This is a genomic window from Streptomyces sp. NPDC055103, assembly GCF_053607625.1.
This window is the reverse complement of sequence record NZ_JBSGTX010000018.1, coordinates 63,512-87,518: the sequence shown is the minus strand read 5'-3', so window position 1 is coordinate 87,518 and position 24,007 is coordinate 63,512. Positions and strand designations below refer to the sequence as shown.

The following is a 24,007-nucleotide window of genomic DNA, read 5'->3' as shown; positions in this document are numbered from 1 at the left end:
GCCGACCGCTTCTCGCCGGCGTAGGCGAGACGTCGCCACCGCCCCGCGGCATCCCACCGCCGTCCGCCGACGTACCCGCCATGGGTGCCCCATGGCCTGTCTGGCCATGGGCGTCGGACAGGCCCTAGAGACCGAGCTGGCGCTCCGCGCCCTCGACCGTCTGCGCGAGGAGCACGGCGATGGTCATGGGGCCGACGCCACCGGGGACCGGGGTGATGAGGGAGGCGCGCTCGGCGGCGGACGCGAAGTCGACGTCGCCGATGTTGCCCGGGTTGTAGCCGGCGTCGATGACGACGGCGTCCGGCTTGATGTCCTCGCCCTTGATGAAGTTCGGCTTGCCGACGGCCGCCACCAGGATGTCGGCCTCACGTATGACGGAGGAGAGGTCCTTGGTACGGGAGTGGCAGTAGGTGACGGTCGCGTCGCGGCCGAGGAGGAGGAGACCGGCCGGCTTGCCGAGGATCGCACTGCGCCCGACGACGACGGCCCGCTTGCCGCTCAGTTCGACCTCGTACGCGTCGAGGAGACGCATGATGCCGCCGGGCGTGCAGGAGACGAAGCCGGGCAGACCGAAGCCCATGGCGGCGAAGGATGCCATGGTGACGCCGTCGACGTCCTTCTCCGGGGCGATGGCCTCGAAGGCGGCGCGCTCGTCGATGTGCGGGCCGACCGGGTGCTGGAGCAGGATGCCGTGGACCTCGGGGTCCTCGGACAGCGCGGTGATCGCCGCGACGAGCTCCTCGGTGGTCGTGGTGGCGGGCAGCTCGACGTGCCGGGAGCGGATTCCGGCCCTCGCGCAGCGGTTCTGCTTCATCTTCACGTACGTCACGGAGGCCGGGTCGGCGCCGACGAGGACGGTCGCGAGGCAGGGCGTGACACCGGTGCGGCGGGTGACCTCGGCGGCGCGCGCGGCGGTCTCCTCGACCGTACGGCGGGCGAGGGCGGTGCCGTCCATGAGGGTGGCGGTGCTGGTGGACATGGCGACTCCTGGGCGTCGTGTCTGACGGGTGGTTCGCCCAGGCGCACGGCATCGGCACGGTCACACCCTCCGGGTGCGCTCCGCCCGGGCCGCTCCCCGGTGGTGATCCACCTCAAGCGCCAGTCACGGCCCGGGACCACTCTACGTGCTGCGCTCGGCGTGCTCCGCGCGAGGCGCCGGGGGCCGGTCCCGGACACCGCGCATATGCCGTGGTGCCGGGGCGCCTGTCGGCGGCCGGTACGCGCACGACGATGGGCCCCGACGACCGGGACGACCTCGGCGGGGAGGCCGAGTTGAGCGATGCGTGGGTGGCCGGGGTGGCGGCTCGGACGCACGGACGTACGGCGACCGGCCCCGGCCCGGACCCGGTGCGGCCGTTGGTGGCCGCCTCGTGGCGGCGTTCTGTACGGGCGCGGGTGAACGAGGAGGGCGCGGCGCCGGTCGAGCTGGACGAGAACGAGCTGGCCGCGCACCGGGACGCCCACCCCCTGTCGGCGGCGATGCCGGTGATCCGGGAGCTGATGGGGACGTACGCGACGGACGGGGAGCATCTGCTCGCGGTCTGCGACGCCGCCGGGCGGATGCTCTGGGTGGAGGGCCATCCGGGCACGCTGCGGAAGGCCCGGGCGATGAACTTCGTGGCCGGGGCCCGCTGGTCGGAGTCGGCGGCCGGGACGAACGCTCCCGGGACCGCGATCGCCGTGGACCGGCCGGTGCAGGTGGTCTCCGCCGAGCACTTCCGGCGGCCGGTGCGGGCCTGGACGTGCGCCGCCGCTCCCTTGCACGATCCGCTGTCCGGGCGGGTGATCGGCGCGGTGGACATCACGGGCGGGGACCGGCTCGCGCATCCGCACGGCCTCGGCTTCGTCCAGGCGGTGGCGCGGGCGGCGGAGTCCCAGCTCGCCCTGCTCGGCCCGCCCGCCCGGCCGGACGGGCTCCGGCTCTCCGCGCTCGGCCGCGACGAGGCGGTGCTCTCGGTGGCCGGGCGGCGGCTCCGTCTGTCCCGCCGGCACAGCGAGATCCTGGTGGTCCTCGCGCACCGCCCGGAGGGCGTGGCCGGCGACGAACTCCTGACGTTGCTGTACGAGGACGAGTCGGTCGCCCCGGTGACGCTGCGGGCGGAGCTGTCGCGGCTCCGCGCGATCCTCGGCCCGGACGTGCTGCGTTCGCGCCCGTACCGGCTGGCGGGGTTGGTGGACGCGGACTTCGCGACGGTCGACCGGCGGCTCGCCTCGGGGGCCGTCTCGGCGGCGGCCGGCGAGTACGCGGGCCCGCTGCTTCCGGCCTCGCTCGCGCCCGGGGTCGTACGGCTGCGGGAGCGGCTCGCGGACCGGATGCGGGCGGCGCTGGTGGACCGGGGCGACCCGGGGCTGCTCGCGGACTGGGCGTACAGCGCGTGGGGTGAGGAGGACGTGGCGATCTGGCGGGCTCTGTGCGCGGCGGTCCCGGCGCCTCAGCTCCCTCCCGTACGGGCGAAGCTCGACTCCTTGGAGGCCGAACTGACCTTGGGTGCAACGGGCTTGCAACATACGGGTGCGCAGACTCGGCGATGAGCGCCGGCCAGGGACGGCCGGCGCGCCCGAGGGAGGCCATGCCCATGACCCGTTACGCCGCACCCGGTACCGAGGGCGCGCTCATGTCGTACGCGGACCGGTACGACCACTGGATCGGTGGCGCGTACGTCGCCCCGGCGCGCGGCCGGTACTTCGAGAACCCGAGCCCGGTCGACGGCCGTGCCTTCACCGAGGTGGCCCGGGGCACGGCGGAGGACGTGGAGCGCGCGCTCGACGCGGCACACGCGGCGGCCCCCGCGTGGGGCCGGACGGCACCGGCGGAGCGCGCGAACGTCCTGCTGAGGATCGCGGACCGTATGGAGAGCAACCTGGAGGCGCTCGCGGTCGCGGAGAGCTGGGACAACGGCAAGCCCGTCCGGGAGACGCTCGCCGCCGACATCCCGCTCGCCATCGACCACTTCCGCTACTTCGCGGGGGCGCTGCGGGCCCAGGAGGGTTCGCTGAGCGAGATCGACGACGACACCGTGGCGTATCACTTCCACGAGCCGCTGGGCGTCGTCGCGCAGATCATCCCGTGGAACTTCCCCGTCCTGATGGCGGTCTGGAAGCTGGCCCCGGCGCTGGCGGCGGGCAACCCGGTGATCCTGAAACCCGCTGAACAGACCCCGGCCTCCATCCACTTCTGGCTGAGCCTGGTCGCGGACCTGCTGCCGCCGGGCGTCCTGAACATCGTCAACGGCTTCGGCGAGGAGGCCGGCAAGCCGCTCGCGTCCTCACCGCGGGTGGCGAAGATCGCCTTCACCGGCGAGACGTCGACGGGCCGCCTGATCATGGGGTACGCCGCCGAGAACCTCAAGCCGGTCACGCTCGAACTCGGCGGCAAGTCCCCGAACATCTTCTTCGACGACGTGTGGGCGGCGGACGACGACTTCCGCGACAAGGCCCTCGAAGGCTTCACGATGTTCGCCCTGAACCAGGGCGAGGTCTGCACGTGCCCGTCGCGTGCTCTCGTCCAGCGCGGCCACTACGGCGAGTTCCTGGAGGCGGCGATCGCCCGCACGGAACAGATCGTCCCGGGCCACCCCCTGGACACGGCGACGATGATCGGCGCACAGGCCTCCGCGGAACAGCTCCGGAAGATCCTCTCGTACCTGGAGATCGGCCAGCAGGAGGGCGCGAAGATTCTGGCGGGTGGTCAAGCTGTCTCGTACGACGGCGACTTGGCGGGTGGCTACTACGTCCAGCCGACGATCTTCGAGGGTGACAACCGCATGCGGATCTTCCAGGAGGAGATCTTCGGCCCGGTGGTGGCGGTCACGTCCTTCACCGACTTCGACGACGCGATCCGCACGGCCAACGACACGCTCTACGGCCTCGGCGCGGGCGTCTGGACCCGCGACACGAACACCGCCTACCGCGCGGGCCGCGCGATCCAGGCGGGCCGCGTCTGGACGAACTGCTACCACGCGTACCCGGCCCATCCGGAGTTTGACACACCTCCATAAGGATCGTCTACTCTCCACCTACAAGGCTGCCTCCTGCGACGACGTGGAGACGAACGTGATCGGGCACGAGATAGACGACAGGCCCTTCGCCCACCCGGATCTTCCGCTGGGCGGGTACTGCCGCATCTCGGATGCCGACCTCGCGGACATCAGGGCCGCCCTCAAGGACGGCCGGATCACCCAGGCGGAAGCGGAGGAGTTGGAGCGCAAGGGCGTCCTCAAGCAGAAGGACGACCTTCGCTGGCTGGCCAGGAAGCACGACCGTGAGATCGTCTTCTACGAGGACAACAACCTCTCCGCCTTCAAGAAGAACGTGAACCGCCCCGACTTCCAGAGGGCTCTGAAGGACCTGCGGGCGGTCCGGATCGCGGGAATACTGTCATACGACATCGACAGGTGGGCTCGTCAGCCTCGGGATCTCGAAAAGTCCATCGACATCTACGAGGACTCCAAGAAGAGGCTGATCTTCGACACCATGTCGGGTCAGAACTTCGATCTCTCGACGGCCGATGGCCGCTTCTCGGCTCGCCTGTTCGTCTCGATCGCCAACAAGTCGTCCTCAGACACATCCCGGCGCCTCATCCGAGAGAACAAGCGCAAGGCCGCGAAGGGTGAGTACCACGGAGGCACCCTTGCCTTCGGGTGGGACACCGAGGACCGCGAAAAACTCGACGCGAAGGCCGCGAAGCTGACGAACGAGATCATCGACATGCATATGGCAGGCGACGCCATAGCCACATGCATGAATCATCTGCACGCGAACGGTGCAGTGAACCCGAACACCGGCAAGCCCTTCACGTGGGCCGGCACAAAGACCTTGATTTTCCGAGCCCGGAACTTCGGCATTCGGATCTATAAGGGCAAACCCCAGATGGACGACGAGGGCACCTACGTCATGGGCCCCTGGGCGCCGTTGGTCGTGGACGCAACGGGTGAGCCAGACTGGAATAAGTGGGAAGCCCTTCAGGCCATCCAGTCCGGGGCGCTCGAGCCCGGCGAAAAGATGCTAGTCAAGTACTTCCTGTCCCGGATTGTGCGCTGCGGTCGATGCCTGTTCCCCATGGTGGGTAAGCCGACGTGGGTCCGGGGCAAGAAGACCGACGCCTTCAACTACAACTGCAACAAACAGCACCCCGACCAGTGCGGCGCCATGGGTATCGCCGGCCTGCGAGTGGACACGCTGATCAAGGATCTGATCTTCGGCATGGTCGAGAAGGCCGCGAAGGAGCGGAAGACCCTGGAGCCCCCACAGAAGCCCTGGGAGAAGGAGGAGGAGTTCCAGGACGTCCTGGACCAGATCAAGGAACTCAAATCCCTCTGGGAGGCCAAGAAGGTGCGGGCCTCTTCCTACGTGGCGGCCCTGGACGACCTTGAGGCCCGCAGGGACGAGCTGAAGGCGGAGCGAGCCATGTCACTGATCCCCCCGACGATCAAGGCCCTGTCCCCCGAGCTCCTGAAGAAGGGTTGGGGCGGCATCTCCCTGGAACGTCAGCGGCTCATCGTGCGAGAGATTCTGACGGCTGTGATCATTCACCCGTCACCCGGGGGGAAGGGTGGGGGGTTCGACGCATCACGCGTCGAGCCTGTATTCCGCTAATCGGCCGATTCGAGGCCCATGAGCTCAAGTATCCGCTCGGCTTGCTCCGCACCTAGCTCAGGGGCTCGTTCGAGCCACCGAGTCAGCCACTCGTCATGGGTCACAGCACCACGCCCCGATTTCCTTCAGGTGACTCCGGAGGCGCGGTAAAATCTATCGCTACAGAATCCAGGTGAACGATGGTCAAGGCAAAAGACCCAGGCATTTCACGGGCATCTGGGCGCTGCAGAATAACCGGGCAATGCGAGCAGATAAGAATGGACAGGTTGGGTTTCACGATGCCCCTCAAGGGTGCACAGGCCAGTGCTGATCCACTGCCTTCAGGACTCCGGCCGTTCGCGATGCTCCACCGCCAAGTGCAGCGATCGCCGAACACGCTCGATAGTCCGCACAATCCCCGGTTTCGGAAACCGGGGATTGTCACCTATATTGCACCCCGCACCTGCCACCTCGGGGGCACGCAAGGTATCGCCATGTCTAGCCGGCCTTCTCGGCGAGCCGGGGGGCCAAGGTAGCGACACCGCTGATTGCGACTGGCGACACGGACCGCGCTGCAGTGGTGGCCGCGAAGGCGCTGGACGAGGACGGGCACCTATGGTGCCAGGGTGTGTCCGCCGGCCACCCAGCAGATGCGGCCACTGGTGGAGCAACTACCGCTGAGTCCGTCCACGACGCCCACACCAAACAGCGCACCCGCGCAGAACACAAAGCCAGGCCAGTGCGCGGCGAGGTTGAGAATCGACAAGATAGGCGGCATGCGCATTCTGTTGCACGGTGGTTCGTGGTTCCTCGGTCGATCGGAATCCCAGGCTGCCCTCGCGCGTCGTCGGTTTGTCACGCAGTGCCGTGCTCGCCGCCGTCCTGCTCGGTCGCCGACTCTCGACCTGCCTCGGGGCACGGTTCGTGCCGCCGCCGGCCGAGTACCAGGCCTGAATCCCCTTGCCCGGACACAGCCCATCGGCTAGCACCGCGCCGGGGAGCAAGCGGTTGATCAACCAACAGCACGCCAACCCCAGGGCCGCGGGCCCTTCCGTCCTCGTAGGCAGTCAACTCTGTTCACCGCTTCGGCCCTCGCCGACGGATCGAAGTCCGCGACCTGCAGGGCGAAGGTCACGAGGCGGAGTTCACGGATTCCGCGGAGCGTCGGGTAGCCGGGCCAGTCCATGACGTCGTACCCGTAGTGGTCGCAGTAGGCCCGGTATCTGTCGGTGGATAGGCTCCCGAAAGTGTCGGCCGCGATGGCGGTCGACGTGAGGTCCCACTCCGGGGGGCCGACGGATGTTCGTTCGTAGTCGAGGAGGACGGCGCGTCGCGTAGGAGTTTTGATCACCGCGCAGTTCCCCGTCCATGCGTCTCCGTGGACCACGCAGTCCCCCCGACCGGCGGGCCGGTCCCGCCATTGGCCTTCGAGCTCGCGGAGACGGTTCAGGAGCCAGGCACGATCTTCCTCAGCCACGGCGCGGGAGGCAGCGAGTCGTTCCTCAATCCGGACGAACGGGTTGAGCCGGCCGATCGCGAAGCTGGGGAGGGGGAGGCGGTGAAGCTGGGCCAGGAGGCCGGCGAGGTCTGCCTCCGTGCCAGCCTCATGCGGGGGAAGGAATTCCCAGAAGGTGGCCGCTCGACCGCTCGCGATCACCGGCTGGTCAATCGCGAGAGGTTCCACCGTGGGCACACCAGCTGAAGCCAACCACCGCGCCACGGCGACTTCGCGAATAGCGGCCTCGTCCTGACCAGGTCTGGCGATCCTGACGACGACGTCGGAGGCGAGCCTCCACAGTGCGTTCTCGCCCAACCGGATGAGCGTGGCGCCCTGGGCGGAGAACCCTCGCGCCGCCACGGCCTCCGCTAGCGCCCTCCGGGAGAGCTCGATGTCGGCCATGGTCATGCGAGTACGGTACCGATTCTGGCTCGGAGCTCGGCGAGCTCCGGCCTCTGGCTGAATGGGGCGGCGGCTCGCGCGAGGGAGACGACGTCGGCAGCGGCACGACGGGAGCGCAGGCGCCCGACCTCGTCGAGGGCCTTGGTAGCCACCGTCACAGCGCGATCCGGCTCGCCTGTCGACATCAGCAGCGTCGCGAGCTTGGTCCCGGAAAGTGCACGGGACCGAGCGAATGCCGGAGTGTGACCGACGACTGCGCCCTCCAACCGGTGCCGCGCCAATTCGACGGCGGCCCTGTCTCCCCCAGACATCGCCACATCGAAAAGTGCGTGCCCCGTGTCTCCCAGGTGCTGGGCGTGGTCGTAGAAGAGCATCCAGGGAGCCTCGTCCCTGAGGCTCTTCGCCTGGGCCACGATGTCATCGGACAGGCCGATTGCGGCACGGGCCTCCTTGGCTTGCTTCATCTTGGCCAAAGCTCGCGCCCTGGCATTGTGGAGCATCGCTTGCTCGCGCGGAGTGAGTCGATCGGACCGTACCAGGCCCACTTCCGCGAGCGTGAGACCCTCCTCCGGTCGACCGCGCCAGATCTCCTGCCGCGCGCTCCAGTTGAGGGCGCTGGCCCGCAGGCTCCAGTTGTCAGCTTCCTCGGCGCACTGGCGACCCAGTTCCAGAAGCTCAGCGGCTTCGTCGTGCTGGAGCCGGTCAAACGCCGCGGCGCCGAGCACAATCGCCAGCTGGCCGACGTCCGTGAACAGGGTCTGCCTGAGCGATGGAGGGCAGCTTAGCTCCAGAAGGGCGCGCGCTTTGGCCATCTCCCCTTCGGCAGCACTCTGAACGAGTCCGTCCCCGCCGAATTTGGCGTCCCACTGGGACAGGGTGGTGGAGGCGGCCCGGACCTGTTGGATGTCCTCCGCGCGCACCTGCCGAGGGCGGCCAGGACCAGTGGGCAGGGCCGTGGCGGCAACGCCGAGGCCCCCGAGCAAGGTCATCAGCTTGCGGCGGTCCACTACGGACATCCCCTCTAGGTCGGCGATTGGGATCTCTCCCACCCTGCCCGAGACCCAGTCTTCCATGCCGCCCGCGACGGGGAGCGCCGCGCCCTTGTCCGCATGGGAGTCCTGCCGTTGCTCCTCTCGTTCCACGTGCCGCCACAGTCGGGTTAAGGCTCCGCCAGCGTCGAGCGCGACGTCGAACTTGGCCGCCAACCGTGCGTTGGCCCGCCGCGTGTTCTTCTCGATTCGCTCAACGTACGTGGCGCTGAGCTGTACCAAGTCGCCTAGGGCCTTGGAGGAGAGCTGGCGGACTCGGCGCCAGTTCCGAAGTTCCTTGCCCCACCAGGCTCGCGCCGAATGGTTCTCGTCCAGCGGTACCGGCCTCTGTGCCATGGCTCCCCCTTTCGGCTTCTCCATGCGGACAAGAGGCTTGTCCGCATGGGCAGATTCTTTGAATACCCCACTCCGGTCGGCGAGTTCGGCAAAACCGGCAGACTCCACTCGCCCAGGCGGGAAAGTCGCAGGTACGACGAAGCCCGGCGCCTTCCTGGGAGGCGCCGGGCCGGCACAGGCGGGCAGGGGTCAGATCGCGCCTCGGTCCACCACCGCAGCAGTGAAGGCCGCCCACGCCTCGTGGCCCACGCGGAGCGTGCCGCCGTCGGGCCGCTTGGAGTCACGTACTCGGAGGCCGTCCCCCGCGAACGCGCACTCCACGCACTCGTTGTTGGGCGAGCCGCTGTACGAGCTGGTGAAGTATTCGAGCTGGTCTTCCACGTGTCCTCTACTTACTTGCGAGATGCAGGAATCGATCACGCGCCTCGGCGATGAGGGTCGCCGAAGCGGATGGGTCAAGCGCCTCCTGGCGCAGGTAGGCATGGCCGCCTGCGTACTCCTCAAGCGCTTCGGTGTGCTCCAGGAAGACGCCACCGGTCTGGTGCTCCAGAAAGACGACGTCGAGGGCGGGCCCACCGAATCCACCGTAGATCACGTGGCTGCCGAGTCCCGCGCTGTAGACCCCACCTTCGAAGGGGAGGACCTGGATCGCGATGGTGTCCTGGCTGCCGCGCTTCAGGAGCTGCGACATCTGGGCCGCCATCACCTCAGGGCTACCGACATTGCGCCGTAGCACGGCCTCGTCGAGGAACACCTCGTACCGGGGCGGCACGTCACGGTCAAGGATCTGCTGCCGCCGCATCCGCAGGCTCAGACGGTCCCCCAGGTCATCCTCCGGCAAGGACCACCCTGGCGTCGCCTTGATGGACTTGGCGTAGTCCATCGTCTGGAGCAGGCCGGGAATCACTCCGCCGGCGAGCTGGCGGATGTGCGTCGCCTCGTCCTCCAGGGCCAGCAAAAGCCGCATGTGCTCCGGTAGATCACCGCCGAAGTCCATCCACCATCCGCCGGTGTCCTGGCTGTTCTTGGCTAGGTCGACCAGCTCCAGACGCTCCTCGTCCGATGCCTCATAGAGCCTGCACAGCTGGTCCACGAGCGGCCACCGCACCTTGGTCTTCGCACGCTCATACCGGCTCAGAGTGGCCTTGGAGATCCCAACTCCGGCCCCGGCTTCCTCTCCGGACAGTCCGGACTGCTTCCGAAGGGCCGCAAGGCGGATGCCGAGCAGGCGAAGACGGGTGGTCGGGCCTTCCCACCCGGGGACATCAGCCAAGGCGGCTGGCCCTGTCGGTGTCAGCATGGCGTACTCCCCTTACGCGAGTGCCGCCATCCTTCCCGCTCGTACGGGGCGGCCACAAGGCAAGGTACACGGCACGGTTTCGGCAGCGGCATATGCGTGATCCGCTCATGCGGACACTCTCACGGTGAGAGTTTCACGGCGTGCCGGACGGCGACATACTCCAGTCGCGCCACCAAGCAACCAGCCGTTCGCCCCCCTGCTGACGCTGCGATGCGGCGCCCTACCCGCACACCGCACGGTCCCCGAGCAGTCCGTCGCCTCGTACGCCTGAGGAGCCCCCCATGGCACATGAGCACACCCTCCGGACCCATGAACGGCCCCCCTCGCGCGTGGCGCCGCACCCGAACGCCGTCGCCGTGTCCCTGCCCAGCTCGCCGACGTGTGTCCAAACGTCTCGGCAGGTTGCGACGGAAGCGATGGAACGGTGGGGCGGCATCCCCGCGGCGGTGGCGGATGACGCGCTCGTCGTCGTGTCCGAGCTGGTGACGAACGCGGTCCTGTACGGCGGCGAGGAGGTCGTCGGACTGCGCATCGAGCACTGCGGCGACGAGCTGGTGGTCGAGGTCACCGACGGGACCTCGAAGCCGGCCCGGCTCAAGCCCGCAGGAGCCTCGGAGACAGGGGGCCGAGGTCTCCTCCTGGTAACGAGGCTCGCCAAAGAGTGGGGCGTCAGCGACAAGAACCGCACCACCTGGGCCCGCCTTTCGACCCACCCCCAGGAGCAGGCGTGCTGATCGCACGCAGGGACGAGACCACTCTGGAGCGCCTCCGGACCTCCCTCGCGAGGTCTATGGCAGCCGACCCGCCGGACGACGAAGAGGGCCTGTTCGCCGCCATCGACGCGGCCATGGATCCCTGCCACGCGCCGGCGCGTCCAGCAGCCCCGTCCGCGACCAGTGCCTTGCTTGGCCGCCTCCCCTTCCGGCCCCGACGCCGCGAGGAGGTGGCCCTAAAGGCCAGCGCGCTCTCCGATGAGGACGTGGCCTGGATCAGCTTCCAGCTCAGGCGGGCGACCGAGCCGACCATCACCCGGGCGACGGTTCGGGTCCGTCCGGTCCCGACCCGGCTGATCTCGCAGGCACGTGCGCTCCACCGGGGGATGCCCGAGGGCGATGACGCGCTCGGCTACCTGCGCCGTTACGCCCAGGTGCTGCTGGATCTCCTGGACCTCGTGAGGGGTGACGCCCCATGACGCCCCCTCTCCCCGTGCTCGTCGACCCCACCCGTTCCCTCCTCTCGTCCCGTTGCCGGAGCATCATGACCGCCGACTTCGAAGCCGCCCCCGACCCGCAGAGCGCCGAGCCCGTCGGCGACCCGACGCTCCTCCGGCTCCGGTCGGATCTGACGGCGCTGAGGCGGCTGGGGAAGCAGCACGACGGGATGTCCGTCGGCGACACAGAGAGCGTGCTGCGGCTGGTGACGCCCTGGCTTCCGGTCGCCGAGGGGCGTCTGCAGGCCGCAGAGGGCTCGCCCGGCGACCAGGCCCGCTGGCGGAGCCTCATCGACGAGGTGCGCACCAGTTCCGGAGCCGACTTCGTGACGGCGAGCTCGGCGGCGCGGTCGCTGCTGCGGGAGTTGGTGGAGGCGTTCTTGCCGGGGCCGAGCGTGAGCGAGATCGCGGACCGCGTGCGCAGGGGGATTGCCGGCGGCGCCCTTCCGCCTGGAACCCTGCTGTCGCGTATGCGCATCCTGGCGGACGCAGGGCTCACTTCGGCCTCCGGAACGCGTGTGGACCTCGCTCTCCAGGACCTCGTGGCCGACGGCCTGGTCGTGGTCCGTTACTCGAACCGAGTCCTGGTGGCAGGCCCCAGGAGTACGTACGACCAGTTCACCGTCGCGACCGACTTGCTGCGCGTACTGGTGTCCACTGGCGTCTATCCCCTGATGTCGTACCTGCCCGTCCAGCAGGATCTGGCCCGGCTCCTCGCTGCCGAGAGGTCGATCGTCAGCCGGGCCCTGCACCGGCTGCACGAGGAGGGGTACCTCTCCGTCCAGCACAGCAGGCGAGCGGTGGTCCGCCCGGTACCGCCGGCCCCGGTGAGCGGGCCGCCCACGCTGCAGGACTTGGTCGGACGGCTGCGCAGTGCGGCACCTTCCGGTACGAATCTCGACCGTGATGGCCTCCGGAAGAGCTGCCGCCGGGCCAAGGTCTGGTGGCACCGCCGCTCGGTCCCCGACGCGGAATCACTCCGAGAGGTGCGCCAGAGTCTGGTCGCCTCCGCCGCGGACCTCCTTCCGCTCGCCGCCCGCCGGCACCCGGACGACCCGGACGCACACGCCGTCCTCGGGTACACCGTCACCGCCGCGCTGCACGACTGGCCGGCGGAGCGGGAGATCGAGGTCTGGCGTCTCGCGTGCGTGGCCACCGCCGTGCTGGATGTCCTCGACCTCGCCGGGGATGCCGCGTGAGCGCCGACCACCTGTCACAGACCCGGAGCGTAATGACTACCGCCCCGATGCACCCCCACCTCGCGCGTGAGCTGATCGCCCGGGCGGGAAGGGCTGACGAACAGTGGGCGCGCCTGGTCCGGACGGAGCCGGTCGACCAGCAGATCGGAGCGGCCCGCCACATCGATCACGCCAACGCCGCGGTCCTAGCGCGGGCCGTCGCGGACTACGGGTGGCCGGACGTGCCGCTCGTCGGAGAAGAGGGCGCGAGTGCCGCGTGGCGCCTCGCCCTTCGCGCTGACACCCGGGCTGACGTGCAACAGCTCGCCTCGCGGCTGATGCGCAAGGCCGTGGGCCGGGGGACCGCCTCTCTCAGTCAGTGGGCTCATCTCTACGACCGGTGTCTCGTGAACTCGGGCCTGCCGCAGCTCTACGGCACCCAGTACTGTCTCGGTCCCGACGGGCCCTGCCGGCAGGCGGTGTCCGGACCGGTCGGCGACCTCGACGCGCGCCGGGCCGCGGTGGGGCTGCCGCCCGCCGACCGCGCGCTGCGGACGCTGCGCGACCGCCTGGCCACGGACCCGTGCTTCGACTCGGCGACATGCACCGTCCTGGTGGACGCGGCATGACCGCCTCTACCGCTCCGAAAACGGCCGACGGCCTCTTCAGGCAGAAGTCGCGGACGCTCGTGGAAGAGGTCCTGGCGTGGGCACCGGACGGGGAGGGCCAGCCGTCGCTGGTGGAGGCCGTCGCTGCGGTGCACCAGCTCAACGCTTACGGGGTGTACCTGCGCGACGCGGTACAGGCACGTGTGCTGCTGGGCTCGCCCGGCGGGCCGCCGCCCGTCCTCGGCGAGGCGCATCGGCGGCTCAACCAGCCGCTGACGTCGCCGGGTCCGCCGTTCGTCCTCCCAGCCGACGCCGTCGTCCGCCGGGCACAGAACCTCGCGCGCCTCGCCGCAGGGCTGCTGTCCGCCCTGGACGCCGGCCCATCCACCCCGCCCGACCCGGGCGGCAACACCACCAGCAACCTCTGATCGAAAGGACTATCCGATGAGGATGGGTACCGCGGTACTGCTCGCGGGCGCGGCTGTGGCCGGCGTCGGCGTGGCCCGCCTGCGCCAGGAGGCAAAGCACCAGCGGGAGCGGGTCGACATCGACCTCGCCCGCAACCAGCTGAACTGGCTGGAGAAGGTCTTCACGGACCCCGGCGTGGCGGCGAAGTGGGCGCCCCCCCGGCATGGAGGCCGAGGAGTACATGGGGCTGATGTCCGCCAACCACCTGATCTGCAGCCTCAGCCTGCGCGACCGGCTCGGCCTCGTGAGCCGACACCAGCTCCGCCTCTACGCCTCGATGATCATGCGCAACGAGACGGCCCGACGGTACTGGGACCGGTTCGGGAACCTCCGCACCCAGGAGGCGCTGGGAGACCCTCAGGCCGAGCGCCTCCACGACGCCCTGGAGAAGGCCGCGGACGAAGCCGTACGGGCGGCCGAGCGTGAGAACGACCCCGCCTCAGCCTGACGCGGAGGGAACATCCCGCGCCGTCCTGATGGCGCGGACCTGAACCGGGGCCTTCCTCACCCGAGGGAGGCGGCGCACCTGACCGCGCCCCGGCCGCATCTCCGTGGGGGAGCTCGCGGCCGGCCCTCCCCTCAACGGCACGGCAGGTCCGAGGCCGGCACGGCACCCGTCACTCCAAGAGCACCCCATTTATGGCGATATGGCCGTCGATCGGTGCGTGGCGGTGTCCTGTCTGCCGGTTTCTTGCGGCAGCAGTCAGCAGATACGGAGGAGAGCGATGACGTGGTGGGGAGTCGTGATCGTCAGCGGGTTCTGCGGCGCGGTCCTCTTCCTCCTGGAGATCGCGCCCCGCCTGCCGGACCGGCGCTCCGGCGACGCGGGAACTGCGCCGCCACCCCCAACCGACCCGTACGCCCGAGACGATCAGAAGGGAGCGCCCTGACCATGCGGACCTCTTCGAGGCCGCGGAGGAGCACCGTCCTGGCGCTCTCCGCACCGGCCCCCCGTGTGCCCGGTCCCGACAACCGGGCGGGATCCGGCATGCAACAGCTCCCCGCCACCCGCGGAATGGGAGCGGGTCCCAACCAGCCGATGCTCCTCACCCTCCGTGAGGAGCTGCGCTCGGGCCTCTGGCCGCCCGGAACTGTGCGCACCCAGACCGGCCTGCGGGTCCGCTTCGGCGAGTCCCACCTCATGACCACGGCCGTGACCCGTGTCCTGCGTGACGAGGGGATGGTCGCCCTCGACGGTTTTCCCGGTGTACGGGCCCTTGGTCCCGCAGGCAAGCCGCCGCAGGGCACCAGCACTGCGACTGACCTGGTCGTACAGGGGATCCGGAAGCGGCTCACCGACCACGTCTACCAGCACGGCCAGCGAATGCCGACCCAGCAGTCTCTCGCCGTCGAGTTCGACACGTCACGGACGACGATCCAACTGGTCTTCCTCCAGCTGACGCTGGAGGGACTGCTGCGCCCCCACCAGCTGTCCGAGACACCCGGGACGTACGTCCTCGATCCTTCGCGGGAGGCCCGGGAGGCTCTTCTCCTAGCCGATCTGCAGGTGGCGAGGCGCCGGGGCGGGTGGACGTGGGCGGAGTACCCCGACGCCGTGGAGCGCGCGCTGCACATTCTCATCGGCTCCGCCGGACGAGCGGGGGCAGAGCCGTGACCAACACCTCCCCCGAGCTCGCCGCCCCTGCTCTCGACCCCGGAGTGACCGTGTCCCTTCTCCCGCTCCGCCGGCCGGCGGACCCCGCCGTCGTGCAGACGGCGACCATGCTGAAGAAAGACCTCTCCTCCCTGCGTCGGGTGACCGCCGGCCGCGTCTGGACCACGGAGGCCATCGCGGGGGCGCACCATCGCGTCTGGGCGGCGACCGGGCCGTGGCTGGGACTGGCGCGGTCCCGGCGCGACCGCACCGACTCCCCCGCGGACCGAGCACGCTGGGACGCCTGGATCTCTGTGCTGACGCCGCCCGAGCGGTCCGGCACCAAGAACTACACGGACCTGTGCGTCCTGGTCGGCAACGCCCGGGACATGCTGCTGGTACTCCGGCAGACGTTGCCGCCCTGTCCCTCGGTCGGTTCGGTGGCCGCCGAGATCGAGCGACGGATCCACAGCGGCGACCTGCCATCGGGCGTCCGGGTCGGCCGGCTCTCCATGGCGACGCGGCTTCGGGTTCCCAATGAGCACGTCGACCTGGCGCTCGCGGACCTGGCGGCGCGCGGCCTGGTGGAAGTCACCGCCGCCGGCTGGGCGGTCGTCACCAGCACGGCCCCGGACTCCGAGCACTGCACGGGCGCGTACGGCCGGCAGTCCGTCACCGCGGGCGGGGCCGGGGCGGGTGCCGCGTGAACGCGCTACGTTCCTCGCCGCCCACGGTGCTCCCGCCGGACCGGAGACAGCGCGTTCCCGCCCGGACGAAACAACCTCCCTTTTCCGCCGTCGGCCCGCCTGCCGAGACCGGCTCTCTCACCCTTTCTGTCCCTCCTGTCGAACCAGGACTTCACATGTGCCAGCACCTGCCCGTCTGCCCCACCGCCGACTCCGCCGACCGTGAGGCGGCCCGTTCCATGGCCTCCCATCCCGAGCAGGGGTGGAGTCTGCTGTGCAACGGGGTCCTGCTCTTCGAGGACACCGGGGAGCTGCTGCCCGACGGTCAGATCGTCGCCCCGCACCGCCCCACGACGGCGGTGGCCGCGTGACCGCGCTCTCCAACTCCGGAGCTCGTGCCTGGCAGAAGGATCTCGCCGCAGCGTGTGCCGCGCTGCGGGACCTGGTCGGCCGGGCGCCCTACGACACCGCGCTTCCTCCGGTGGAGAGGCTGGCTCGCGAGATAGGCCGGACGGTGAAGCTCACCCGCAAGGCGCTGGGGGAGCTCGACGCGGACGGCGACATCATCCTCCCGCGCCAGGGCCAGGCGCGGCGCCCGCGCCCGGACGAGCCGCACCCCAAGGACACGTTCCTCGTGCGGGAGATCCGTGACCGGATCCTCTCCGGGGACTACCGCATCGGGGTGCCGCTGCCGACCGGGCTGCTGGCTCGCCGGCACGGACTGGGGACCCGCCGGATGGCGCGGGTGTGCCGGCCCCTGCTGGCCGCCGGTCTCCTCGTCCGCCGGGACGAGCCCGGTGGCCCCCGCCTCCGCGTCGCTCCGCCGGCGCCGACCCAGAACGGTTCGGGGCTGATCGACGACTATGCCCTGCTCGGTGATCAGCGGGGCTCGGCCCTGGTCCGGCGGGACGGCAGCATCGACTGGCTGTGCCTGCCCCGGTTCGACTCCGACGCGTGCTTCGCCCGCTTGCTGGGCACTTCCGAGCACGGCTTCTGGCAGCTCGCCCCCACCGCTCTTCCCGGCGCAGCCGAACCCGTGCCGGTCCGCAGGTACGCCGGCGACTCGCTGGTCCTGGAGACCGAATGGGCCTGCGAGACCGGGACGGTGAAGGTCACTGACTTCATGGTCCCCGGCGCCGAGGCGCCGCAACTCGTCCGTATCGTCACCGGAGTCCAGGGCGACGTGCCGATGCAGATGCTGCTGCGGCCCCGGCCGGGATACGGACGCGACCTCCCCCGCCTCGGGCTCCTCGACGAGCGGCGCGTGGCCATCGGTCTCGGCGAAGCCGACAGCGGGCGGCTGTGGTTCACCAGCACTACCCCCGTCCAGACTGACGCCGGCGACATCCACACCCGCTTCACCGTCACGGAGGGGGAGACGGTCGCGCTCACCCTGGCATGGCAGCAGGGCACCGACAGTCCGCCGCCTCGGCCGGCCCCCGACGCCCTGCTCAAGCGCACCCTCGACCACTGGACGGCGTGGGCGGCCCGCTGCACCTACACCGGCCCGCACCGCGAAGCGGTCGTCCGCTCCCTGCTGACCCTGGCCGCGCTCATCTACGCCCCCACCGGGGCGATGGTCGCCGCGCCGACCACGTCCCTGCCCGAGGAGATCGGCGGGGTCCGGAACTGGGACTACCGCTTTTCGTGGCTCCGTGACAACGCCTTCGCCGCCCTCGTCTTCATCCTCTACGGATACCTCGACGAGGCCCTCGACTGGTACGCCTGGATGGTCCGCTCCTGCGCCGGCACCCCCGGGCGCAGGCAGATCATGTACGGGGTCGGCGGCGAGCACGAACTGCCCGAGAAGGATCTCCCCCACCTGCCGGGATACGAGGGCTCGACACCGGTCAGGATCGGCAACGGCGCGGCCGACCAGCTCCAGCTCGACGTGTACGGGGAGGTCGCCAACACTCTGTACGAACTCGCGCTCGCATGCCCCGACGCCGCGCCGGACATCGCCGCCACCATCGTCGAGCTCGCCACGGAGCTGGAACCGCTCTGGTTCGCGCCCGACATGGGCATCTGGGAGGTCCGCGGACCGCGCCGCCACTTCACGCACTCCAAGGTCATGGCCTGGCTGGCCTTCGACAGGGCGGCCAGGGTCATCGATCGCGGCTGGACGACCGGCCCGGCGGACCGGTGGCGGGACCTGGCCGAGACGGTCCGCACCCGAGTCCTTGAGAAGGGTTACGACCCCGAGCGCAACACCTTCCTGCAGCACGACGAAGGGACCGCGCTCGACGCCTCACTCCTGCACGCGATGCTCGCCTACGGCTTCTTGCCGGCCGACGACAAGCGGCTCATCGGCACGATCGAAGCGGTCCAGCGCGAACTGGGCACGGACAACGGACTGCTGCTCCGCTACCGGACCGAGGGCGAGCACCCGGGCATCGACGGTCTGCCCGGAGACGAGGCGCACTTCCTGATCTGCACCGGCTGGCTGGCTCAGGGCCTCGTCCGGATCGACCGCGCCGACGACGCCGCCGCGATCCTCGGCCACCTGCTGTCGCTGCGCAACGACGTCGGCCTCCTCGCCGAGGAGTACGACCCGCACGCCCGCCGCCAACTGGGCAACTTCCCGCAGGCGTTCAGTCACATCGCCCTTGTCAACGCGGCCCTGGCGATCAGCTCCATGGCCGCCGGCGGCGAGCACACGACCCTCCTGGACGCCTTGCCCGCCCAGGCCGCCTTCGCCCCTGGAAAGGAGCATCAGACGTGACATCGCTACGGAAAGCTCTCTTATCCGCCCGTACAGCGCAGCACAGCCGGATCGTCCGCACACCGCACGGTGTTCCGGCCGGACTCACCCTGATCGGGGCGAACCTGGCCGGCCTCGCTCTCGCGGCCAGCGCGATCGCCCAAGAGGTCCATCACGCCCCAGTGCTGGGGGCCGCAGCGGTACCGGACCAGGCGCCTGTCGAAGAGCAGCCGCAGCACAACGCGGCCAACGCCACGACGGTCACCGCCCGCACCTACCGCTACGCACTCCGCACGAACGGCCCGGCACACCCGACCACCCCGCCGCTGCCTCACAGCGACGGCCACACCGGGGAGCTCTGGTCGTGACCCGCCACCCGATCACCTCGTACATCGGCGACCGACCGCCCACCCTGGTCGAGCTGGACCAGGAACTGGGGAAGATCGCCGCCGGGCAGCCGGCCATCTGCACCCTCCGCGAGATCGGCCGCTCCCGGGCCGACCGCCCCCTGCTGATGCTGACCGTCCAGGGCGGCCCGAAACACGTCCTTGTCCTCGGCGCCCCGCACCCGAACGAACCGATCGGCCTGACCGTGGTCACCACGCTGGCCCGGTACCTCACCGAGCACTCCCAGGCGCGGGAAGAAGTCTCCTGGCACCTCGTGGGATGCGCCGACCCCGACGGCGTCGCCGCCAACGAGCACTGGTGGGCGAAGACCTGGCCGCCGACGCTGGAGGACTACCACCGCGGCCTCTACCGGCCCCAGGCCCGCCACCAGCCCGAGTGGACTTTCCCCACCCCCTCGTTCAAAGCCACCCTGCCGGAGACTCGTGCCCTCATGAGGGTGATCGACGACGTGCGGCCGGCGCTGACCGTCTCGCTTCACGGAAGCGACTCCGGCGGCGTGTGGGCAATGGCCTCCCGCGCCGAGCCCGCCCTCCCCAAGATCATGGGAGACCTGGCGGCCCGGTACGGCCTGCGCATCGAGCAGACCCCGTCGGACTGCGTCGAAATGCCCTCCTTCGGAACAGGCGCCTACCTCCTGGCGCATCCCGCTGCCACCGAGCCGGACCGCTCTCACGGCGGGGGCGACGGCCGCGCGTGGGAGCCAGCCGGATCCAGCAGCGCCCACTACACCGCCCGGCACGGGGGCCTCGGCCTCTTCCTCGAGGTACCGATGTGGGACTCCGACCCCATCCAGCTCTCCCCCCAGGAAGCCGTCGACATCCTCGAAGACGCCCGCTGCGTCCTCGGCAACCTCTTCACCGAGCTTGCAGCGGCCTCGGGAGAAGAGACCGTATTCCTGGCCTCCGCGAAGGAGGTCCGCTCAATCACCCCCTTGATGATCCGGCAGATCCAGGAGACCCCGCAGGCCGGCCGCGACCAGGACCTCGTCCTCCTCGTCCCGGCGCGCGCCGCGGGCATGCTCCTACGGCACGCCGACCAGCTCCTCGCCGCCGCCCCGGACCACGAACAGCTCCAGGCCCTGCGAGCGAAGACCGAGGCCGTCCTCATCGCCTGGTATCACCGGGCGGAAAGCGCCCTCCGACCCCGGCCCATGCCGCTGTCGCGTACGGCCGGCTACCAGGCGGACATGGTCCTGGCCATGGCTGGCCTGCACCTGGCAGCGTCTGCCGCAACGTCCGGCCCGGAGGTGCGCGATGACCGCTGACGGGTCTCTCCTGACCGACCACCATCGCGCCGAGGGCATCCACGCGCAGATCATCGTCCCGCTGATCCGGCCGACCAGGTCGATGCTGCCCCGGGTCCGTTCCTTCCGGCGGCAGGGGGCTGCGTACGTTGGCCGTCTACGCGGCAGTGCCGTCCGTCCGGACCGGAGCGGGCAGGGCGCGCAGGCGCTCGGCCAGTTCGGCGCCCGCGCCGGTCGTTGCCGGGTCGAGGATTCGGGTGAGGCGTGCAAGACGGCTGCGGGCGGTGGCTCGGAGTCTCGCGGGCGGAATGAGGTCCAGGACGTTCAGCGCGCGGCCGGTTGCCGCCTCGGGAGCGTCGCGTGCTTCGGCGAGGGCGAGCACGAGGGTGGCCGCCACCCATCCCGGAGTGTGTTCGGGGGCTGCCGCGATGGATGTGCGGGCTACGTCGGCGGCCCGGTCGTAGCGCTCCAGGGTGAGGTGGGCCTCGGCGACATGGAGGCGATGCTCGGCACGGTCGTATCCGAAACGGCCCGGGATTTCGACGGCCGTCCGCATGATCTCGTCGCTCTCTCTGACGACATCGTCTGCGCGGGAGACGTCACCGAGTGCGGCCAGCGTCGGCAGCAGGGCCCAGCCGAGGAGTTGGGCGCGCCGCAGGCCGGCGGGGGCGTGCTGGAGGCCGTGCTCGGCGTGTCCGCGGGCGTGGTCCCAGTCGCGTCGAGAGGTGGCGACCATGGCCAAGGCTCCGCTGGACCAGGCGGTGAGAGATGTCTCGCCTGTGGACTGGCCGATGGCTCCCGCCAGGGTCAGGTGGGCTCGTGCGCCGGCGCGGTCGTCAAGGTGGTAAGCGAGGTTCCCCAGGAGCGCGGAGAGCCATCCGACTTGCTGGCGCAGGCCGCAGGCGGTGTCCCGGTCGGCTGCGGCGACCACGGTGGACAGCAGGTTGCGGGTAGCCCGGACCTCGTCATGCAGGACGGATGGCGGGTGTTTGCTGTAGTTGAGGGCGTAGTGCTCCACTGCGGCCTCGGCCAGGGCGACGAGCGACGGCGAGCCCTGGGGCGCGTCCAGGACGGCCCACTGCACGGATTCACGGATGGCGGGCAGCCCGCTCTCGGTCGTCATGGATGCCTTTCGGTCGATGCCCTGTTCCTCGCGCTGCCGCCGACCGTAGTCGAGCGGCAACGGGGCCGCGCACGTACTGCACCAAAGATGGTTCGTGGCGAGCCCGAGCTGGTCCGGGCGTGCCCCGTACGCCCGGGAGATCATGATCCGGTATTCGTCGCCCGGCTGTGCCTGTCCGTGCTCGTACCGGCACAGCAGAGACTGCGACAGAGCCGGCGGCAGCAGGTCGTCCGCCAGGTAGACCTGAGCGACCTCGCGGATCGCTTGTGCTCGGGACCATCCCAGGGCAAGGCGCCACGCCTCCAGCGCCGTGAGTTCGGGGAGTGCGCCCCGGAGCACGGTGACGGTGCGGTCCTGGCTGTCGCCGTCTCGCTGGCACTGGGCCCGCAGTCGGGTCGCTTCCCGCTGGATCTCCGCACGCCGCGCTCGCGATACCTTCCCCACCGTCCGCCCCCTCGTCGCCCTGCCACGCCCTCACCCCTCTGGATGCGGACGGGCATTGACCGCAGCAGTCAATGTTCCTACAGCACACGGTCAATGACTGTCCCTCAGCACGAGGCGCATCGTAGGAGGCAGCGCTCCAACTGCCCTGAGCGACACCAGTTCGCCGGACCAGCCGATGGCCGCAGGCGGATCGTGTGGGCCGCACTCGTCGGGACGCGTCCGCCGGCCGCGCGGGGGCCGCCGACGCCCCAGGAATCCGTACCGAAACCGGCGACTTTCGAGCGAGGCGCCGGAGAGGGCCGCAGACGCCCTCGCTCCCTCCGTCACGAGAAAGGGAATCCCGTGGAGACTGCCCCTGTTCCCCTGCCTTCGGGCAGGTTCACGATCGGCAAGACGTTCGACTTCGAGGCCGGTCATCGCCTCGCCAGCCTGCCGCCCGAGCACAAGTGCTCCCGGCAGCACGGCCACACCTACCAGGTCGAGGTCGTGCTCTCCGCGGCCTTCCTCCAGGGGCCGGGATTCGTGACGGACTTCGGTGACCTCGCCCCCTTCAAGCGGTACCTCGACAACGAGCTCGACCACCACAACCTGCACGAAGTCCTCGACTTCGAGCCGACCTCCGAGCTGTTGGCGCAGCACCTGGCGGGTTGGATCATCACGAACATGCCGCCGGAGATCGCCGGGCAGCTGGCCGCCGTCCGCGTCCGCGAGACCCAGCGGAGCTGGGCCCGGTTCGACGTGGCCGCCCCGTGACCGGCGCTGCGGCAACCGTGGGCGGCCCTCTGGGGCAGCTGATCGTCGCCGAGCGATTCGGGGTCGAGGTGCCCACGTTCCAGGGCGAGGGTCCGAGCTGCGGCCATCCGGCGATCTTCATCCGGCTGTCCCGCTGCAACCTGACGTGCGAGTCCTGCGACACGAAGGAGACGTGGGACTGGAGCCAGTTCAAGCCTCAGGAGGTCTCGACGCGCGAGTCCGTGTCAGACCTCCTGGCGTGGGTACTTCAGTCGCCGGTCGAGCTCGTGGTCATCACGGGCGGAGAGCCGCTGATCCAGCAGCGGAACCTGGTTCCCCTGGTGCGGCGATTGCTGGATGAGGGCCGACGGGTCGAGTTCGAGACCAACGGCACGTTCATGCCCGACCCCGCGCTGCTGGTCGACGGTGTCCGGTTCAACGTATCGCCGAAGCTGGTGAGCTTCGGGATGGACGAGGCCAAGAGCATCGTGCCGTCCGTGCTCCGGGTGTTCGCCGCCTCCGGGCGGGCCGCGTTCAAGTTCGTCGCCTCCTCCGTCGCCGACATCGACCGAATCGCCGAGCTGGTGGACCAGCACGGTCTCGCGCCGGTGTGGGTCATGCCGGAGGGCGTCACCGTCGAGGCGATCACGTCAACGACCCGGGTCCTCGCGGACCCGGTCGCCTCCAGGCACTGGCACCTCACCACCAGGCTCCACGTCCTGGCCTTCGCCGACCCCAAGGGCCGCTGACCGGGCAACCAGGTTGCCCGGCCCTCCTCTTCTCCTGCGAAAGCGAGATCCACATGACGAGTACCACCGTCGCCCCGCCGCCGCCGGCCGTATCGCGCCAGCCCGGGCCCGGCATCGACACCGACCGGGTCGCCGACCTCATCAGCCAGCTGCTGGTCGAGCTGGGCCAGGACCCGCAGCGGGACGGCCTGGCCGAGACGCCGAAGCGGGTCGCGGCCTGGTGGAACGATTTCCTCTCCCCGGGCAGCGCGCCGGCGGCCACCCGCTTCACCGAGTCGCAGTTGGGCGGCCAGCTGGTCGTGGTGGGCGGCATGAGCGTCTGGTCCCTCTGCGAGCACCACATGATCCCGATGAACCTGCAGGTCGCAGTCGGCTACCTGGCGGAGGACGAGGTGGTGGGGCTGTCCAAGTTCGGCCGCGTCGCCCAGCACTTCGCCGGCAGGCTGCAGGTCCAGGAGCGCTACACGCGCGACGTCGCCGAGCACCTCGCCGGGGTGATCGGCAGGAAGGACATCGCGGTCGCCGTGCGGGGGCTGCACCTGTGCATGAGCATGCGCGGGGTGCGGATGGAGGACGCCCGCACCACGACTCTGCACTCCGGCGGGCGCTTCGCCACGGACCCGGTCCTCAGCCAGCAGTTCCTCCTCCTCGCGACCAACCAGCTGCACGCGGCCTGACCCCTGCGAGCAGACCTCGAAGGAGGT

General features: G+C 70.1%; 24 protein-coding genes, 1 pseudogene and 1 riboswitch. Of the genes and pseudogenes, 19 read left to right on the top strand and 6 right to left on the bottom strand.

The window, feature by feature from the left end; genetic code table 11:
- Nucleotides 1-124 precede the first annotated feature (124 nt).
- Nucleotides 125-979, bottom strand: a complete 855-nt coding sequence (locus ACWFR1_RS14510; protein ID WP_453550561.1) for a bifunctional 5,10-methylenetetrahydrofolate dehydrogenase/5,10-methenyltetrahydrofolate cyclohydrolase — start codon at nt 977-979, stop codon at nt 125-127.
- A 28-nt stretch (nt 980-1,007) separates the two neighbouring features.
- Nucleotides 1,008-1,116: riboswitch (ZMP/ZTP riboswitch) on the bottom strand.
- Between the two features lie 114 nt (nt 1,117-1,230).
- Between ACWFR1_RS14510 and ACWFR1_RS14505 the strand changes: the two genes are divergently transcribed.
- From ACWFR1_RS14505 to ACWFR1_RS14495, 3 genes and pseudogenes are all read left to right on the top strand, one after another.
- Entirely contained in the window at nt 1,231-2,532 is a 1,302-nt protein-coding gene (locus ACWFR1_RS14505; protein WP_453550558.1) for a GAF domain-containing protein, read from the top strand.
- A gap of 44 nt (nt 2,533-2,576) precedes the next feature.
- Nucleotides 2,577-3,983, top strand: a pseudogene (locus tag ACWFR1_RS14500) (aldehyde dehydrogenase family protein); the annotation flags it as partial.
- 58 nt (nt 3,984-4,041) lie between these two features.
- Nucleotides 4,042-5,595: a recombinase family protein gene (locus ACWFR1_RS14495; RefSeq protein WP_453550636.1), complete on the top strand. Its 1,554-nt coding sequence runs from the start codon at nt 4,042-4,044 to the stop codon at nt 5,593-5,595.
- 991 nt (nt 5,596-6,586) lie between these two features.
- Here ACWFR1_RS14495 and ACWFR1_RS14490 read toward each other — a convergent pair.
- The 4 genes from ACWFR1_RS14490 to ACWFR1_RS14475 all read right to left on the bottom strand — a co-directional run bounded on the left by ACWFR1_RS14490 (nt 6,587) and on the right by ACWFR1_RS14475 (nt 10,159).
- Complete coding sequence (locus ACWFR1_RS14490) at nt 6,587-7,480, bottom strand: phosphotransferase family protein (RefSeq protein ID WP_453550555.1); 894 nt, start codon at nt 7,478-7,480, stop codon at nt 6,587-6,589.
- Entirely contained in the window at nt 7,477-8,859 is a 1,383-nt protein-coding gene (locus tag ACWFR1_RS14485) for a helix-turn-helix domain-containing protein (protein ID WP_453550553.1), read from the bottom strand. Before ACWFR1_RS14485 ends, ACWFR1_RS14490 begins: the two co-directional genes overlap by 4 nt.
- A 189-nt stretch (nt 8,860-9,048) precedes the next feature.
- The gene (locus ACWFR1_RS14480) at nt 9,049-9,240 is read right to left on the bottom strand and encodes a DUF397 domain-containing protein (protein WP_453550551.1); all 192 of its coding nucleotides are present in this window, start codon (nt 9,238-9,240) and stop codon (nt 9,049-9,051) included.
- Nucleotides 9,241-9,247: 7 nt separating this feature from the next.
- Nucleotides 9,248-10,159 carry a helix-turn-helix domain-containing protein gene (locus tag ACWFR1_RS14475; protein ID WP_453550548.1) on the bottom strand — a complete coding sequence of 304 codons (912 nt, stop codon included), beginning with the start codon at nt 10,157-10,159 and terminating at the stop codon, nt 9,248-9,250.
- Nucleotides 10,160-10,488: 329 nt separating this feature from the next.
- On the opposite strand from ACWFR1_RS14475, the gene ACWFR1_RS14470 reads away from it, so the two are divergent.
- The 13 genes from ACWFR1_RS14470 (at nt 10,489) to ACWFR1_RS14410 (ending at nt 20,276) form a co-directional block, all read left to right on the top strand.
- Nucleotides 10,489-10,893 carry an ATP-binding protein gene (locus tag ACWFR1_RS14470; protein ID WP_453550634.1) on the top strand — a complete coding sequence of 135 codons (405 nt, stop codon included), beginning with the start codon at nt 10,489-10,491 and terminating at the stop codon, nt 10,891-10,893.
- The gene (locus ACWFR1_RS14465; RefSeq protein ID WP_453550545.1) at nt 10,887-11,351 is read left to right on the top strand and encodes a hypothetical protein; all 465 of its coding nucleotides are present in this window, start codon (nt 10,887-10,889) and stop codon (nt 11,349-11,351) included. The genes ACWFR1_RS14470 and ACWFR1_RS14465 overlap by 7 nt, the downstream gene beginning before the upstream one ends.
- On the top strand, nt 11,348-12,568 hold the full coding sequence (locus ACWFR1_RS14460) for a GntR family transcriptional regulator (RefSeq protein ID WP_453550542.1): 1,221 nt from the start codon (nt 11,348-11,350) through the stop codon (nt 12,566-12,568). The genes ACWFR1_RS14465 and ACWFR1_RS14460 overlap by 4 nt, the downstream gene beginning before the upstream one ends.
- A 32-nt stretch (nt 12,569-12,600) precedes the next feature.
- The gene (locus ACWFR1_RS14455) at nt 12,601-13,176 is read left to right on the top strand and encodes a DUF6624 domain-containing protein (RefSeq protein WP_453550540.1); all 576 of its coding nucleotides are present in this window, start codon (nt 12,601-12,603) and stop codon (nt 13,174-13,176) included.
- Nucleotides 13,173-13,583, top strand: a complete 411-nt coding sequence (locus tag ACWFR1_RS14450) for a hypothetical protein (protein WP_453550537.1) — start codon at nt 13,173-13,175, stop codon at nt 13,581-13,583. The genes ACWFR1_RS14455 and ACWFR1_RS14450 overlap by 4 nt, the downstream gene beginning before the upstream one ends.
- Before the next feature lie 230 nt (nt 13,584-13,813).
- Nucleotides 13,814-14,071 carry a DUF6082 family protein gene (locus tag ACWFR1_RS14445; protein WP_453550534.1) on the top strand — a complete coding sequence of 86 codons (258 nt, stop codon included), beginning with the start codon at nt 13,814-13,816 and terminating at the stop codon, nt 14,069-14,071.
- A 277-nt stretch (nt 14,072-14,348) separates the two neighbouring features.
- Complete coding sequence (locus tag ACWFR1_RS14440; RefSeq protein WP_453550532.1) at nt 14,349-14,513, top strand: hypothetical protein; 165 nt, start codon at nt 14,349-14,351, stop codon at nt 14,511-14,513.
- A 98-nt stretch (nt 14,514-14,611) separates the two neighbouring features.
- Nucleotides 14,612-15,238 carry a GntR family transcriptional regulator gene (locus ACWFR1_RS14435; protein ID WP_453550530.1) on the top strand — a complete coding sequence of 209 codons (627 nt, stop codon included), beginning with the start codon at nt 14,612-14,614 and terminating at the stop codon, nt 15,236-15,238.
- Entirely contained in the window at nt 15,235-15,924 is a 690-nt protein-coding gene (locus ACWFR1_RS14430) for a hypothetical protein (protein WP_453550528.1), read from the top strand. Before ACWFR1_RS14435 ends, ACWFR1_RS14430 begins: the two co-directional genes overlap by 4 nt.
- 155 nt (nt 15,925-16,079) lie before the next feature.
- On the top strand, nt 16,080-16,274 hold the full coding sequence (locus tag ACWFR1_RS14425; RefSeq protein WP_453550526.1) for a DUF5999 family protein: 195 nt from the start codon (nt 16,080-16,082) through the stop codon (nt 16,272-16,274).
- A 389-nt stretch (nt 16,275-16,663) separates the two neighbouring features.
- Nucleotides 16,664-18,625: a glycoside hydrolase family 15 protein gene (locus ACWFR1_RS14420; RefSeq protein ID WP_453550631.1), complete on the top strand. Its 1,962-nt coding sequence runs from the start codon at nt 16,664-16,666 to the stop codon at nt 18,623-18,625.
- Nucleotides 18,622-18,972, top strand: coding sequence for a hypothetical protein (locus tag ACWFR1_RS14415; protein WP_453550524.1), 351 nt, complete (start codon nt 18,622-18,624; stop codon nt 18,970-18,972). Before ACWFR1_RS14420 ends, ACWFR1_RS14415 begins: the two co-directional genes overlap by 4 nt.
- A complete protein-coding gene (locus tag ACWFR1_RS14410) occupies nt 18,969-20,276 on the top strand; it encodes a M14 family zinc carboxypeptidase (protein WP_453550522.1) in 1,308 nt (435 codons plus the stop codon). Before ACWFR1_RS14415 ends, ACWFR1_RS14410 begins: the two co-directional genes overlap by 4 nt.
- 136 nt (nt 20,277-20,412) lie before the next feature.
- Here the strand turns inward: ACWFR1_RS14410 and ACWFR1_RS14405 are convergent, their stop codons facing one another.
- On the bottom strand, nt 20,413-21,822 hold the full coding sequence (locus tag ACWFR1_RS14405) for a Twin-arginine translocation pathway signal (RefSeq protein WP_453550520.1): 1,410 nt from the start codon (nt 21,820-21,822) through the stop codon (nt 20,413-20,415).
- 342 nt (nt 21,823-22,164) lie between these two features.
- Between ACWFR1_RS14405 and ACWFR1_RS14400 the strand changes: the two genes are divergently transcribed.
- From ACWFR1_RS14400 to folE, 3 genes are read left to right on the top strand one after another with little or no spacing between them, the layout of a single operon-like run.
- A complete protein-coding gene (locus ACWFR1_RS14400; protein ID WP_453550518.1) occupies nt 22,165-22,575 on the top strand; it encodes a 6-pyruvoyl trahydropterin synthase family protein in 411 nt (136 codons plus the stop codon).
- Complete coding sequence (locus ACWFR1_RS14395) at nt 22,572-23,303, top strand: 7-carboxy-7-deazaguanine synthase QueE (RefSeq protein ID WP_453550516.1); 732 nt, start codon at nt 22,572-22,574, stop codon at nt 23,301-23,303. The genes ACWFR1_RS14400 and ACWFR1_RS14395 overlap by 4 nt, the downstream gene beginning before the upstream one ends.
- Before the next feature lie 53 nt (nt 23,304-23,356).
- Entirely contained in the window at nt 23,357-23,980 is a 624-nt protein-coding gene (folE, locus tag ACWFR1_RS14390; protein ID WP_453550513.1) for a GTP cyclohydrolase I, read from the top strand.
- Nucleotides 23,981-24,007: the final 27 nt, after the last annotated feature.